This window comes from Calditrichota bacterium (assembly GCA_014359355.1).
Lineage (GTDB): Bacteria > Zhuqueibacterota > Zhuqueibacteria > JANLFK01 > Oleimicrobiaceae > Oleimicrobium.
Genome location: JACIZP010000199.1, coordinates 1 through 15,605, shown reverse-complemented (window position 1 = coordinate 15,605; position 15,605 = coordinate 1). Strand labels below are relative to the sequence as shown.

Here is a 15,605-nt window from a genome sequence, read left to right as displayed (position 1 = left end):
TGAGGTGCCTATGAGCACGTGGAGAGTATGGGGTGCCGTGGGAGTGCTGCTATGCGGCCTGCTGGTTGCGCAACTCAGCGGGCAACAGCTCTATCAGGAGCGGCGGTACGAGCCGGTGGTGATCAAGCATCGCGAAATGCCGATCTGGGAGGACCTGCCCATCGAGCAGCTCTACCTGTACGCCTATGATGCCTGGACCGGCGTCTGGCGGCCGATGCCTTTCCAGATCGATGAAGTCTACAACACCGCGGACCCGTGCAAGCCCGAGGTGGCAGAGGCCCGCCGCGATTTCTACGTGCAGGTGGGCAGCGCCAACGTGATTGCCGCCGATGCGAACCCGGCCTTTGACGCCGACGACGAGCTCGTCTTTCTGGTGGGGGACATGGGCGACCGTGCCCCGGATGATGCCTGGCTGGACGACCCGGACGCGCGCCAGCATCGGCGCTGGGAGATTGAGGTCGCCGACCCACTGAACCCCTCCTGGCGTTGCTACGCCTACCTTTACCAGTCATCCACCCTGAACGTGCAGGTGCCCAGCCCCTACGGCTTCGCCTTCGACCCGGCCCAGCAACAGGTGGAGACGAGCATGTACCGTCTGCGCCTCAGCTCGACCAACGGCATGGTGGAGGATGTGGCTATCAAGCCTCCGTACGGCAGCGGCGTGGACTTTTTCGATACGCAAAAGATCCGCTTCGTCGGCTACATGGACTTTTTTGGGTTGATGACGTTTACAGTCGGTCTCGGCGGAGCCCCAGCTGCCAACGAGCGTGACAACCTGCACCTCTACCAGGCCCACGAGGCGGGTCGCTACTACTTTGGCTACACTGCGCGACCGGTGGTGCGACTGGTGCGCACCGCTCGGCAGACGATCAAGTTTGGCGTGATACTGCTCCACGAGGTGGCATTCTACGTCAAGGGGTACTTCTACCCGTTTTCGGCTGCGGTGGTGGGTGGCGCCAATTTGGATCCGGAGAAGCTAAAGGCCGCGTTTCACACCGAGAATGACATCTACATCGAAATGGATCTCCTCCGACAGTCGTGGGATTTCAACGCCAACGCCGTCGGCATGCGCTTCCACAACCGCTTCAACGCCGGTGTGCCGATCGACGGGGTGCCAGATGTGGTGAATAGCCAGATCCAACTCCCCATTCGGGAGTGGGGCCTGGTCACCGGCCCGCAGGGCAGCATGTTCACCATGGGCACTTTTCGCGACACCACCTGGCAGAGCATTGCCCTCTACTACCACGATAGCCAGCAGGGAGGCGTGGCCGACGGCACCGCTGGCGGCGACACCGGTGACGGCGTCTCCTACGGCGACTATGGCATTGTCTTCCGGGGGAGCGGCCAGGATAGCGTGAACTTGGAGTTGGGCTTTGTCGCCTACTTCTTGCCGGCCAATTTGCCCCGCAGCGAGGCGGAGAAGTTGGCCTTTATTATCCAGCACCCGGTCAAGGTTGCGGCGCGGGCAGTGTCGTATCCCAGCGGTGTGGCCACTGAAACCCCTCAGACACCTGCGCAGTTTCGGCTCTTGCCCGCCTTTCCGAATCCTGCCGCGCTGGGCGCCAGACTGCGCTTTGAGGCGGCCGGATATGAGCACCTGACCTTGACGGTAGTGGACGTGAAAGGTCGTCTCGTGCGCACCGTTACTGCCGGCGAGTTCGCCCCAGGGAAGCACGAGGTGTACTGGGACGGCCGCGACTCCGAAGGGAACCTGCTGCCCCCGGGTGTCTACACGTGCTGGTTGCGCGGTGCCGGGCGGTCCAGCAGTACTAAAGTGCTACTCGTTCGCTGACCTGCCAGGTGGGGTGAGGCATGACTATCCCCCGTGGTGCAGTCAGGGGCGTTGTGCTCGCCAGCGCCGTCATCGGCGTGGCTGCCCTGCTGGCTGCGCTCTCCTGTGAGGTTGAGCACGGCATCGCCCCGTTGCCGGGCATGGTGCGGGCAAGGGTGCTGTTCTACGGTGGACCCCCGCCCAAGAACACGCAGGGCATCTACTTGGTTGTGGCCCCCAAGTTTCCGCCGCGCGCCATCAATGAGCTCTACCACAGCCCCAATAGCCTCCCCTTCAAATGGGATGCCGTGCGCGACACGGTGATGGCGGAGATGGGTCTCCCTTACGGCCATTACGAGGCCATCAGCCTGTGGTGGTACAACACCGAGACCAAGTCAAATCTCGCTGATGTCCTTGCCCTGCCCCTGGATGCCACCAACAACCTGCTGCCCTTGGGATTCGACATCACCAAGGAGGAGCCGGTCTTTGAAATCGACCTGCGTGCCAACTGGAGTCGGGTGGACCGCGACGCGAGCATCGAGGGGACTCTCTATTTCAACGGGCCCTTCCCTGGCAACACGCTGGCCACGGCGGTTGCCGCCTATGTGCGCAAGCCTGAGGTGAATGTCGAGTACCTGACTCTGCTCAAGTCCATCGACTTTTCCGTAGGCCCAGAATCCGAGAAGTTCGATGCCCAGAAGAACGCCTACCATTACGTGCTCCCGGTGCGGCATGGGACGGTGGAGTACGTGGCTGTCTTCTGGCTGCCGGAGCGGGCCAGCCTGACCGACTATCGCGTGCTCGGCATCTACGAAGACCCGAGCGCCCCAGGTGAGCCGGGAAAGCTGAGCATCAAGGCCGGTGAGACGAAGAAGGGGGTGGATATCTTTGTTGACTGGGCCAAGGCCAAGCCGTAGGTTCGGGAGAGGGAGAGAGATGCGCGCGCTCTACAGCTTGCTTCTCGTGTGTGGTGTAGCCTTGGCCGCCGTGCGTGTTGGCCATGCCGGGGTGGGGAGCATGGCTGGCACGGTGATGGACAGCGAGAGCGGCAAGCCGCTACCTGGCGCCAATGTGCAGGTGTTGGGCACTACCAGGGGGGCCAGCGCCGACCGCGAGGGGCACTTTGTTGTGGCTCACTTGCCACCTGGCACTTATGCCGTGCGCGCCTCGATGATCGGCTACCGAGCGGTGACCCGCGAAGGGGTGAAGGTGGTCGACGGGCAGGAGACGCGCCTCACCTTTTCCCTGCAGCCTGCCACCATTGAGTTCGACCCCATAGTCGTGGTGGCTGGCAAGGCGCAGCAGCAGCTCGATCAGGCCGCGGTGTCCATTTCCGTGGTGAGCGCGCGCGACATCCAGCGGCGCAGCGCCACCAATCTCATCGAGGCATTGGAGACGGCGCCCGGGGTCAATTTTATCGGCGAGCAAATCAACATCCGCGGCTCCACCGGCTACACCTTTGGCGCAGGCAACAAGGTCCTGCTCCTGCTGGACGGGGTTCCGGTCTACGCCAGCGATACCGGGCAGTTCAACTGGGACATGTTGCCGCCCTTGGACATCGAGCAGATCGAAGTCCTGAAGGGGGCCGGCTCCACGCTTTGGGGCGCCTCGGCCTTAGGTGGGGTGGTCAACGTCATCACCAAGTCGCCCTCGCCCGCTGGGCAACTACTCTTTTCGTGGACCGCAGGCAAATACGATCGGCCCTACTACGATGAGTGGCGCTGGACCGACCCCGACCGGCTGCACTACACGCGCGAAGACGTGAGCTACAGCCGGAGCTTTGGGCCGCTGGGCCTCAGGCTTTCGGCAGGGCGCTTCATGTCCACCGGCTACACGCAACTGGGCGACTTTCAAAAATACAACCTCACCGGTCGCGCCGACTATCGCTTTCGCAACAACGTACGGTGGACACTCTACGCGGCCTACAGCTACATCAAGCGTGGTTTTTTCGTCCAGTGGAAAGGGCAGAACGACCCCTACGAGGTGGACGAGGCGAACCTGGGCAATCGGGCGGCAACCAACCAGCTGGCCTGTTACGCCAAAGTGGTGGTCCCCTTTTCCGCGCGGGTGGCGGTGCATGTGCGAGGCTCGTTGGTGCGCACGCTCATGGGCAATCAGTTCGGCCCGGAGGCCAATTTCAATCCGGCGTGGGGACAGGGATTCGAGCTCCAGGCAGATTGGCTGCCGCACGACCGCCACACTATTACCGGCGGCGTGCAGTACCAGCACGACGCGGGCAGCACTAAGTACTTTGGCAGCCATCGGGGCTTTTTCGTGGGCCCCTATGTGCAGGATGAGTGGCGGGTGCGCGACAACCTCCGTCTAACCGGTGGCCTGCGCTACGATCGCTACCAGATCATCGGCGGGCTGAAGGAGGACCTGTTCAGCCCTCGCCTTGGCGTGAACTGGCAGCCCTGGGCGAACACCAGCCTGCGCGCTTCGGTAGGGAGCGGCTTCCGCGCGGCAACTATCGTGGAGCGCTACCTCGAGCTAACGGTGATGAACTTCAAGATCAAGGCCAATCCCGGTATCCGCGCCGAGCGCTCGTGGGCCTATGACCTCGGCTTCCGCCAATACCTCACGCGCGACTGGAATGTGGACGTCTCGTTTTTTGACAACGAGTACTGGGACATGATCGAGGCGCACTTGGATCTGATTCGCGGGCAGATCCAGTTTCGCAACGTGACGCGTGCCAGGGTCTGCGGGGTGGAGGCCACCACCAACGCCAGCGTGCCGTTTCGCCTCCTGCACCGCAGATGGACCGCTGGACTGCACCTCAGCACCACCGCCATGGACCCGCGCGACGTCAAGTGGAATGAGTCGCTCACCTACCGGCCCAAAGTGCTCAGCACGGTGAGAGCCGATCTGCGCGTGGGCCGGCTGCAAGGCGAAATCGACTACCGCTACGCGAGCAAGATCGACAAAGTCAAGGTCTACCCCATCAACGAGCGGGTGCCGATGAAGTTCGTGGACCTCCGTTTTGGTGTGGAGCTGGGCAAAGTCGTATTGCGCGCAGGGGTGAACAACCTGCTGCAGTACAACTATGCGCCCATGGAAAGCAACCTTATGCCCATGCGCACCTTTTTCGTTGGTCTGCAAGGTGGCTTCTGAGAAAGGAAATACGCGGCAACTGCATTGGAGGAGAAGATGAGACGAAACCTAACCAGGCGGGAATTTATGGCCAACGCAGCGTTGGGCGGACTGGCGCTGGGGACGGCGTGGCCATTCATGCGCTCGTTAGGCATGCAGCAGCCCTCCGCAACGAAGGTGATCTACCGCCCGCTGGGCAAGACCGGTATTCGTCTGCCCATCGTCAGCTTTGGGGTGATGAACTCCGACAGCCCAGACCTGCTGCGCAAGGCGCTGGACCTGGGCGTGCGCCACTTGGACACGGCCCACGGCTACATGGGCGGCAAGAGCGAGGAGGTTATTGGCACCGTTGTGGCCGAGCGCAAGTGCCGTGAAAGCGTGGTCATCGGCACCAAGCTCTGGTTTGCCCGTGACCGCGAGGGGAACTTTCTCACTGCCGATCGCGGCCCCTCTCCGGGCGCCACGCAGGAGAATTTTGACCGCATGCTGGGCATCAGCCTGAAGAGGCTGCAGAGCGACTACGTGGACATCCTCTACTTGCACAGCTGCCAGACGGCGGGCATGGTCAGCTATGAGCCTCTCCTCAAGATCTTCGAGGGCGCCAAGAAGAAAGGCCTGGCGCGCTTTGTGGGGATTTCCACGCACGCCAACGAGCCGGAGGTGATTCGCGCGGCAGCGGATAGCGGCGTGTGGGACGTGGTGCTCACCGCCTACAACTACCTCCAGGGTCATCGCGCTGAGGTGCGCGCAGCCATCAAGTACGCGGCGGAGAAGGGCGTCGGTATAGTGGCCATGAAGACGCAGGCGGGCGCCCGCATGAACCAACGGCAGAGCGTGAACCATGCGGCGGCCCTCAAGTGGGTGCTCAACGACGAAAACGTGTGCACCACTATCCCCGGGGTCACGACGTTCGAGCAACTCGAGCTTGATTGGGGCGTGATGGCCAACCTCAAACTGAGTGAGGAGGAAGAGAAGGACCTGCAGCTTTCGGCCGCAAGCCCAGGGTCGTTCTACTGCCAGGGCTGTTGCTCGTGCGTGGCATCGTGTCCGCAGCAAGTGGAGATTCCCACAGCCATGCGCGCCTCCATGTACGCCTTTGCCTATGGCAATAGCCGGCAGGCGCACCAGGCCCTAAGGGAGTTTGCCGACCAGCGGGGACTCGCGCCTTGTCGGGACTGCGAGCGGTGCGTCGCCTCCTGCCGGCACGGCATCCCGATCGGTGAACGGATTCAGGGCCTGCTCGCCTTCGCAGGTGGGTCCGAATTCTCAATGCAGGAAGTGTGAGGTGTGCACGATGAGAGGTGTGCGCCATTTATCGCGGGGGCTGTTTGCAGCACTGGCTGTCCTTGTGCTCGCCGGAGGCTGCATGGCGCAAGGAAGTGCGCAGCGCGAAGTCCTGGTTGGGTTGTTGCCCACTGCCGACGACCTGCCCGGCTGGGAGCGCAGCCAGCCGCTGCAATTCTTTGGGCCCGACAACTTGTGGGAGTACATCGACGGGGCCGCTGACCTGTACTTGGAGTACGGCTTCCAGGCGGTGGTGGCGGCCGAGTACATGACTGCCGATAGCGCTCGCTCGCTAACCGTGGAGGTCTACCGCATGGCCACGCCGCTGGGCGGTTTCGGCATCTATGCGGCGGAGCGCTCCCCAGAGGACAGCATCGTGGCGGTGGGCGTGCAGGGGCGTTTGAGCGAGAACACCCTCAACTTCTGGAAGGGGCCTTTCTACGTCAAGCTCACTTCGTTTGACGTGGCGGAAGACGTGCCGCAGGTGCTCACCAGGGCGGCCCAGCGCATTGCGCAACGCATCCCAGGGGAGTTCTCCCAGCCGGCGCTGTTCAGTTGCTTTCCGGAGGAGCAGCGCGTGCCCCACAGCGAGCGCTACATTCCGCGCCACTTTCTGGGGCAGGCGTTTTTGCGCGATGCCTACCGCGTTGACTACCAGCACGGGGCAGTGGGGTGTCAGCTCTTCTTGATGCCGACCGACTCGGCCGGGCAGGCGGTGCAGCGCCTGGTGCACTTTGCCCGCTCGCAGGGGCAGAAAGTGCTGACCGCGCAGGTGCGCGACGTGCAGGTCACCTGCATGGGCGACGACCGCTGGACGATGGTCTTTGCCTTGCGCGGTCTGCTGGGGGGCGCCATTGGCGTCATGGACCCGGAAGCGGGCAAGGTGCTGGTGGAGCGGTTGTTAGCCCGGCTGGCGGAGTGCCAAGCGATCAAGCAAGTCAAGTGAACACGAGGCCAGACCAATAGCTCCCACCTGGGCGCTGAGGAGCCGCAGGCAAAATAGCTGTGGCGCGTGCTGAGGGTACGACATGCCGATGTGGGTGACCCGGGGTGTGACAGCAGCCTGCAGGCCGGTAGGCGGAGCTGCGTGTGGTCGCCAGGAACATCGGCAGGCCCATCCTGGCCGGCCGGCCTGCCGTTGAGACCGCGATTTGCCGCTGTCGCAAGTTATGTTCTCGCCCAAATCGGTCCCATTTACACTCAGGCTATACCTGTAATTGACCCGCTAACTGGTCGAGGAAGCGCATTTTTTGCCGGCAGCCCTGGCCCCCTTCGCCGGCCGGTCGTGCGGCTCACGCATGCGCTCATGACCAGCGAGGCATCTTCGATTCTGCTGCGTGGGGAAGTCTCAAGGGAAGGGGCGCGACTCATTCGCGCAGCCTGATTCCCATTGTTCACGCTTTGACCTCAAATGGTGGGGATGTCTCAGCTTTGCCGGCGTTAGCCCGGAGTCTGCCAGGTTGGAAACTTCTTCCCCGCCGCCCAGGCGACACCAGCCCTGCAAGTTTTCGCCTTCTTGCGTGTTCAAAGGCCGTGAACAGCTGCCGCCGGCTTACACACGGCGGCGGGAACTCTTGCGTCCGAATTCCGTAAAGAGCATGAGTGCTGTCCAGTTTTGCTGAGCGGAGCCGTTCTATCAGAGGGAATGTATGGTCATCACAATTGAAGGCCTGACCAAAGTCTACGAAGGTGGAAAAAAGGCGATCGAGGACATTAACCTGCGCATCGAAAGTGGCATGTTTGGCCTGCTCGGCCCCAACGGCGCCGGCAAGACCACGCTCATGCGCATTCTGGCCACCCTCATGAAGCCCAGCGCAGGGGTAGTCAAGTTCAACGGCCTGGACCTGCAAAAAGACCGCCGCGCCATCCGCACCATGCTCGGCTACCTGCCCCAGGATTTTCGGCTCTTCTCGCGCCTCACCACCTGGGAGTTCTTAGACTACATCGCCGCCCTCTCCGGCCTAAAAGACAGCCGCGCGCGGAAAAAGGCTGTGGCCAACATGTTGGAGCAGGTTGGACTGTACGAGGTTCGTGATCGGCAGGCGAACAAGCTCTCCGGCGGCATGAAGCGACGCTTGGGCATTGCCCAGGCGCTCATCGGCGACCCCAAGGTGGTCATCGTCGACGAGCCCACCACCGGGTTGGATCCCGAAGAGCGCATTCGCTTCCGCAACCTCCTTTCGGACATGACGCGGCGCGATATCATCATTATCCTATCCACGCACATCGTCGGCGACATCTCCAGTACCTGCCGCAAAATGGCGCTGCTCAATGACGGGCACGTGGTCTTCGAAGGGGCTCCGGACGCCCTGATTGAGCAGGCCAAGGACCACGTCTGGCGCATCAAGGCGGCGGACTCGGAGTTGGAGGCGATCAAAGAACGCTATCCGGTCATTGCGACCATCCCCGCTGAATCGGGTTGGGAGGTGGAAGTGGTGGCCGAGAGCCTGGACACCTATCCCGGCAAGCCCATCGACCCAAACTTGGAGCACGCTTACGTCTACTTCATGGAGTTCAAGTTGGGAGCATCGCTGGACGAAAAGGAGTTAGCCGAGAAGTAGGAATGACGTCGTCATCCATTGCATAGCGAGGTGAAGAGGATGTTATCCATACACAATATCTGGACAGTGGCCCGGTTTGAGATAAAGACGTTGCTGCGGAGCTGGTTTTTCCGCATCTTCGCCGGGCTGGCGGTGATCGGCCTCTTTGTCCTGAACCTGCTCTTGCTGACCAATGTGGGCAATTCGCCGTGGATCTTCCGCGGTCTCCCTGCATCGGTGCCCTACATGAACCTCTCGCTGCTCAATGTGGTGCAGGCGGTGATCGCCGTCTTCCTGGCCTCCGACTTTTTGAAGCGCGACAAGAAGCTGGACACCACCGAAGTGGTCTACATGCGCTCGATGACCAACGGCGACTATGTGTTCGGCAAGACCTTGGGCATATTCTTGGTCTTTTTGGGCCTGAACGTGATGGTCCTTTTGGTGGCGGGGGTGTTCCACGCGGCCTTTAGCGACCTGCCCTTCGGCCTGAAACCGTACCTTCTGTACACGCTGCTCATCAGCCTGCCGACCCTTTTCTATGTGTTCGGTCTGGCATTCCTGCTTATGTCCCTCATCCGCAACCAGGCGGTGACCTTTGTCGTACTGCTTGGCTACATCGGCTTGACGCTCTTTGTGCTGGGGGGCAAGGCTCATCAGCTTTTCGACTACATGAGCTTCAATGTGCCGCTCATGTATTCGGACTTTGTCGGGTTTGGGAACATTGGCAAGGTGCTGATCCACCGCGGCATCTATTTCTGTCTGGGCATCTCCTTCATCGCTGCCACGGTACTCCTTCTGCGGCGCCTCCCGCAATCGATGGCGATGATGCGCCTGGCGGCAGTTTTGGCTGTGCTGTTCTTCGTCGCGGGCGTGGCATTGGGCGTGGTGCATGTCCGCGCCTTTTTCGCTGCTCGGGCGCAGCGCAAAGAGATGGTGGAGTTGAATACCTCGCTGGCCAGTCTGCCGCGCCCGAGCTTGGTGAGCATGCGCCTGGCGGTGGACCACAGGGGTGACCGGCTGCAGGGCGAAGCCACGATGGCATTGCGCAACGAGACCTCGCAGCCGCTCTCCCGCCTGGTGTTGGCGTTGAACCCTGGTTTGCAGGTTGAGGGGGTGGAACAAGGCGGACGACCGGTGGCTGTCAACCGCCGGCGCCACTTGCTGGAACTGACACTGCCCGAAGCCCTGCAGCCGGGAGGGGTGGACTCGCTGCGCGTCGCCTACAGCGGGACCATCGACGAAGTGGCCTGCTACCTGGATGTGGACAATGCCAAGCGGGAAGCGCTGTACCGCGTGGCACTCTTCAACATCGACAAGCGGCACGCGCTGGTGACCAAGCAGTTTGTGCTGCTCACACCGGAAGCGCTCTGGTATCCGCGACCGGGGGTCACCTACACCCCCCAGCAGCCGGCGGTGGTCGCGCCCGACTTTGCCCGATTTACGCTGCAGGTCAGCACCTCTCCAGGCCTGCAGGCTGTCTCGCAGGGGGAAGTGACCAGCGTAGCGCCGGGCACATTCGTGTTCCGGCCGGAGGTGCCGCTGCCCAGCATGTCGCTGGTCATCGGGCCGTACGAGCAGCGGAGCATTACGGTCGACTCGGTCCACTATGCGCTCTACACGTGGCCTCGTCACGACTACTTCCGTTCCTACTTCACCGAGGTAAGCGACACGTTGGCCGCCCTGATTCGAGAGATCAAGCAGGACTATGAGGTGCGGGTGGACATGAAGTACCCCTACCGTCGCCTCTTCCTGGTGGAAGCGCCGGTGCAGTTCTATGCTTACCCCCGCGCTTGGGGAGGAGCGCAGGAGACCGTGCAGCCGCAAATGGTCTTCTTGCCGGAAAAGGGTGTGTTCCTGCCGGCAGCGGATTTTCGCGAGGCCATGCGGCGCGAGCGCTGGCGGGCGCAGCGCACCAACCAGATCAGCACCCCCAAGGAGACGCAGACGCGCCTGTTCCGCCAGTTTGTGGGCACCACGCTGGTCTCCGGCATGTCCATGATTCGCATCGGCAGGGGCGGCGACCCCTTCAATACTGCGGGCTACAACGTCTTCCCCAACTACTATGCCTTTGCCACCGCGGTGCGCTCATCGCAGTGGCCGTTCCTCAATTTGGCCATGGAATCGTTTTTGCGCGCGCGGGCAGAGACCGGCTTCGCGCCGCCGTTCCGCTTCTTCTCCGGTTTGACGCAGGAAGAGAAGGTCAACCAGGCCCTGCAGGAGAAGAGCCTCGAGGAGCTCCTTGCCGACGCGCGTTACCAGGATCTTGTCGCCGATGCCATCAAGCTGAAAGGGACCTTTCTCTTTACCTATCTGCAACACCACATTGGCACGGAGCGGTTCAATGAGTTCCTGCGCCAATGGCTTGCGGCCAAGCGGTTCAAGGCAGTCGATGCCCAGGAATTGGTGGCCGAGCTGCGCGACCGCTTTGGCGTGGACCTGACGAGCCTGCTGGCGGAGTGGTCCACCAGCCGGCAGCTCCCAGGCTTCCTGCTGAGCAACATCGAAGGGTACAAGGTGCTGGACGGCGAGCGGACACGCTATCAGGTGCGGTTCAAGGTCTCCAATCTCGAGCCGGCTCAAGGGCTGCTGGTGCTCACGTTCCGTGTCGCCGGAGGGGGCCCGGGATTCGGCTTTGGGCCGCCGGGCTTCGGACAAGCGAACGAGGTGCAGCGCACCATCGTGCTGGGGGGCAATCAGACCAAAGAGGTCGGCATTGTGCTGGACGACCAGCCGCGCATGGTGACCATCAACACCTTGACGTCGCGCAACCTGCCCTCGGTCATCAGCAGGCCGTTTGATGAGTTTCAGGAGAACAAGAAGGCGGTGCCGTTCGAAGGGGAGCGCATCGTCAGTGAACCGGTCGCCCTGGCCAATCCCGGCGAGCTGGTGGTGGACAATGAGGATCCGGGGTGTCGTGTCACGGGAAGTGCCGCCGGGAGCCCGCTGCGGCGTCTGCTCGGCGCAGGCTCTGCCAACAACCAGGAACGCTACGTGGCCATGCAGTTCTGGCGCCTCCCCTCGGAGTGGAAGGCAACCGTGCAGGCCGACTTCTACGGCCAGTATGTGCGCTCGGCTTACTTTACCAAGCCGGGCGGCGGTGACAAAGTGGTGGCCTGGACGACCCATTTGCCTGCCCCAGGCTACTACGGTGTCTACTACTACAGCGGCGGTGCCATGCCGGGCTTTATGCGGTTCCGAGCTGGCCCTGGGGGCGGTGGCCGGCCAGGCGAACGCCCCCGCGATCGCGGACAGTACCACTTCCGCATCCACCATGACGACGGTGTGGATGAAGTGGTCTTCGACCGGGGCGAGGCGGAGGAAGGGTGGAACTTCCTTGGCCGCTACTACCTCTCAGGCGACAGCGCCAAGGTGGAGTTGACCAACAAGAGCGACGCGCGCGTCATCTTTGCCGACGCCGTCAAGTGGGTCAAGGAATGACACGTGGGAGCGCAGGTACGAGTCGGTCTCATGCGGTGGAGAGAAAGATGCAGGTGAAGAGCTCGCGTTATTCGTCTCGGGGGATGTGGTGCCTTGCTGCAGTGCTGGTGTTGGGTGCTCTTAGCCAGGCAGCCCTCGCCCAGCGGGTGTTGACGCTGCAGGAGGCGCTGGAAATCGCCATGCAGAAGAGCCCGGACATCCAGCGCTCGCAGTTGAACCTGCAGCGCAGCAGCGAATCGCTCAATGCGCAGAAGGCGGCACTCAAATCGCAGTTCAGTCTGTCGATCACGCCGGCAGACTACCGCAACGAGCGCGTGTTCAACTCGTTCTTTTCCCGCTGGAACACCAACGAGACCAAGACCTCCTCGGGCACGTTCACCATCTCGCAGCCCATAAAGTGGACTGACGGGACGCTGGCGCTGATCAATCGCTTCGCCTGGCAGGATGCCTACAGCGAGTTCCAGCACACGCGCAGCAAGACGTTCAGCAACAACCTCTACCTCAGCCTGCAGCAGCCCATTTTCACCTACAATCGCACGGAGATCGCCCTGCGCCGGTTGGAGCTCGACCTGGAGGATGCGGCACTCAGTTACGCCATTCGCAAGCTGGCCTTGGAGCGGAGCGTGGCGCAGGCCTTCTTTGATGTCTACAGGAACAAGATGAGCTTGGAGATCGCCCGCGAGGAGCTGGCCAATCAGGAACAGAGCTACCAGATCATCAAGAACAAGGTCGACGCCGGGCTTTCTGCCCTCGAGGAGCTCTACCAGGCCGAACTGAACCTGTCGACGAGCAAGTCGAACGTGCAGAACAAGCAGGTGGCGCTGGAGAACTCGCTGGACAATTTCAAGCAGTTGATCGGCATGTCGCTGTTTGAGGAGATCGCCGTGCAGGCGGACATTACCCATCAGCCGGTGCAGGTGGACCTGCAGAAGGCCCTGGATCACGGCCTGCAGTGGCGCATGGAGCTGCGCCAGGCGCGCATCGACATCGAGACCTCGCAGTTCGATCTCATCCAGGCCTCGGCTACCAATGAGTTCCGTGGCGATGTCACCGTTTCCTACGGCGTGATCGGCACCGACGAGCGGCTGGCCAACGTCTATGAGGTGCCGACCAAGAACCAGCGCTTCTCCCTTTCCCTGGAAATCCCCTTGTGGGACTGGGGGGAGAAGAAGTCGCGCATCAAATCTGCCGAAGCGGTGGTGAAGACGCGTGAGCTCTCTTTGGAGGAAGAACGGAACAACATCATCATCGCTATCCGGCAGGTCTACCGCAACCTGCAGAACCTGGAAAGCCAGATCGAGATCGCGCGCCAGAATGTGCGCAACGCACAGCTCACCTACGACATCAACCTGGAGCGGTACAAGAACGGCGACCTGACCAGCATGGACCTGCAGCTCTACCAGAATCAGCTGTCGCAAAAGAAACTCTCGCTGGTGGATGCCCTGATCAGCTACAAGATCGAGTTGTTGAACATGAAAATCCAGTCCCTATGGGACTTTGAGCGGAACGAATCGGTGGTGCCCCAGGAGCTGCTCAGGTTGCGCTCGTAACAGGTGGCTACCCGAAGGTCGGAGTGGATGAAGGAGCAAGAGGTGAAGACAAGATTGTTGCTGATGTTGGGCCTGCTGCTACTGGTGGGATGTGGCGGGCGAGATACCGGCGGCGAGACGGACATTGCCGTGCCGGTGTCGGTGGAAGAGATTACTTTGCGGCCGATTGAGGAGTTCATCGTCACTACCGGCACGGTAAGCGCCATCAAAGAGGCGCTGCTGAACTCCGAGACCGCCGGCTACTACCGCCTGCTGACCAACCCGCAGACCGGGAGGCCCTTTGCCCTGGGCGATCGGGTCAGCAAAGGGCAGGAGATTATCCATCTGGACAACCCGGAGCTGGAGACAAGCATCAAGATCGAGTCGCAGGAACTGAACTTGGACATCTCCAAGCGGGAATATGAGAAGCAGCAGTCGCTGTACGAGAAGGGTGGCGTGACCTTGCGCGAGCTGAAGAACGCGGAGCGCGCCTACGTTGAGGCAAAATACGCCTACGAGAACGCCCTGCTGCAACTGGCAAAACTCAAGGTAGTGGCCCCCTTTGATGGGGTTATTGTCGAACTGCCTTACTACACGCCTGGCGTGCGGGTGGCTGCCAACCAGCCGATGGTCAGGATTATGAACTACAGCCAGCTCTACATGGAAGCGAACCTGCCAGGCGTGGACTTGGGCCGCGTTCAGGTTAACCAGCCGGTGCGGGTGATGAACTACACCATGCCCAAGGATACCCTGTACGGGAAGGTCTCGCAGGTGTCGCCGGCCATCGATGCCAGCACGCGCACCTTCAAGGCGGCGCTGCTCATCGACAATCCGCAGTGGCTCCTGCGCCCGGGGATGTTTGTGAAGGCGGAAATCGTGGTGGCGCGCAACGACTCGGCCATTGTCGTGCCCAAGGACGTGATTCTCGCCAAGCGCCAGGGCAAGACCGTCTTCGTAGTAGAACGCGGCGCCGCCCAGGAGCGGGTGATTGCCACGGGCCTGGAAAACCCCAACGAGGTGGAGGTCGTGCAGGGACTGCGCGTGAACGAGCGGCTGGTGGTCAAAGGCTTCGAGACTTTGCAAAACCGCTCCCGAGTCAAGATTGTCCGCTAAGGGCTCTGGCCGCAACGAGAAAGCAGAGCAATGAGAAAGCTGACGCAATTCTCCGTCGACTACCCCATCACGGTCTTGATGCTGGTCCTGGCCATTCTCTTGTTGGGGTACATCTCCTTTGGCAAGTTGGGGGTCGATCTCTTTCCTGACCTGAACAATCCGCGCATCTATGTAGAGCTGAAGGCAGGAGAACGCCCGCCAGAGGAGATCGAGAAGCAGTTCGTGGACGGCATCGAATCGCTGGCCATTCGCCAGCGCCATGTGGTCGAGGTGTCCTCCGTGTGTCGTGTGGGCTCGGCCCAGATTACGGTGGAATATGCCTGGGGCACGGACATGGACGAGGCGTTTCTCGACCTGCAGAAGAGCCTCACCAGTTTCGGTCAGAATGCCGCCATCGACCAGCTCACCATCACGCAGCACGATCCGAATGCCGCGCCCATCATGCTCATTGCCCTGTCGCACCCCCAGGTGGAGGACATGGACGAGCTGCGCAAGGTGGCGGAGAACTATATCCGCAACGAGCTCATCCGTTTGGAGGGGGTGGCCGAGGTGGAAATCTCTGGGCAGGAGGAGAAGGAGGTGGTGTTGGAGACCGACCCCTACCTCCTGGAGGCTTACGGCCTCACCCCCGATGCAGTGACAAGCCGTCTGAACCTTTACAACCGCAATGTCTCCGGCGGTTCGATCGTAGAGATGGGGCGGCAATACGTCATCAAGGGCGTGGGCGCGTTCCAATCCCTGGAAGACATTGGCAACACGGTGCTCACCTATCGACAGCCGACCCTGGCAGAGGCGACGAGCACAGGCAGCACCGCCCGAGTGCCCGTGATGCTGCGCGAT

At 61.7% G+C, this 15,605-nt stretch carries 10 protein-coding genes; all 10 read left to right on the top strand.

Translation table 11 applies throughout. The annotated features are described in order from the left end of the window. The first annotated feature begins 10 nt into the window (after positions 1-10). The gene (locus H5U38_08925) at positions 11-1,792 is read left to right on the top strand and encodes a hypothetical protein (GenBank protein ID MBC7187142.1); all 1,782 of its coding nucleotides are present in this window, start codon (positions 11-13) and stop codon (positions 1,790-1,792) included. A gap of 20 nt (positions 1,793-1,812) precedes the next feature. Continuing rightward, positions 1,813-2,688: a hypothetical protein gene (locus H5U38_08920; protein ID MBC7187141.1), complete on the top strand. Its 876-nt coding sequence runs from the start codon at positions 1,813-1,815 to the stop codon at positions 2,686-2,688. Positions 2,689-2,707: 19 nt separating this feature from the next. Next, positions 2,708-4,882: a TonB-dependent receptor gene (locus H5U38_08915; protein MBC7187140.1), complete on the top strand. Its 2,175-nt coding sequence runs from the start codon at positions 2,708-2,710 to the stop codon at positions 4,880-4,882. A 36-nt stretch (positions 4,883-4,918) separates the two neighbouring features. Continuing rightward, positions 4,919-6,145: an aldo/keto reductase gene (locus tag H5U38_08910; GenBank protein MBC7187139.1), complete on the top strand. Its 1,227-nt coding sequence runs from the start codon at positions 4,919-4,921 to the stop codon at positions 6,143-6,145. A gap of 82 nt (positions 6,146-6,227) precedes the next feature. Continuing rightward, positions 6,228-7,091, top strand: coding sequence for a hypothetical protein (locus H5U38_08905; protein ID MBC7187138.1), 864 nt, complete (start codon positions 6,228-6,230; stop codon positions 7,089-7,091). A gap of 703 nt (positions 7,092-7,794) precedes the next feature. Continuing rightward, a complete protein-coding gene (locus H5U38_08900; protein ID MBC7187137.1) occupies positions 7,795-8,706 on the top strand; it encodes an ABC transporter ATP-binding protein in 912 nt (303 codons plus the stop codon). 39 nt (positions 8,707-8,745) lie between these two features. Continuing rightward, positions 8,746-12,123, top strand: a complete 3,378-nt coding sequence (locus tag H5U38_08895; GenBank protein ID MBC7187136.1) for a hypothetical protein — start codon at positions 8,746-8,748, stop codon at positions 12,121-12,123. A gap of 47 nt (positions 12,124-12,170) precedes the next feature. Further along, on the top strand, positions 12,171-13,673 hold the full coding sequence (locus H5U38_08890) for a TolC family protein (protein ID MBC7187135.1): 1,503 nt from the start codon (positions 12,171-12,173) through the stop codon (positions 13,671-13,673). A 42-nt stretch (positions 13,674-13,715) separates the two neighbouring features. Further along, positions 13,716-14,765, top strand: a complete 1,050-nt coding sequence (locus tag H5U38_08885) for an efflux RND transporter periplasmic adaptor subunit (protein ID MBC7187134.1) — start codon at positions 13,716-13,718, stop codon at positions 14,763-14,765. A gap of 30 nt (positions 14,766-14,795) precedes the next feature. Beyond that, on the top strand, positions 14,796-15,605 hold an 810-nt coding region (locus H5U38_08880; GenBank protein ID MBC7187133.1), incomplete at its 3' end, for an efflux RND transporter permease subunit.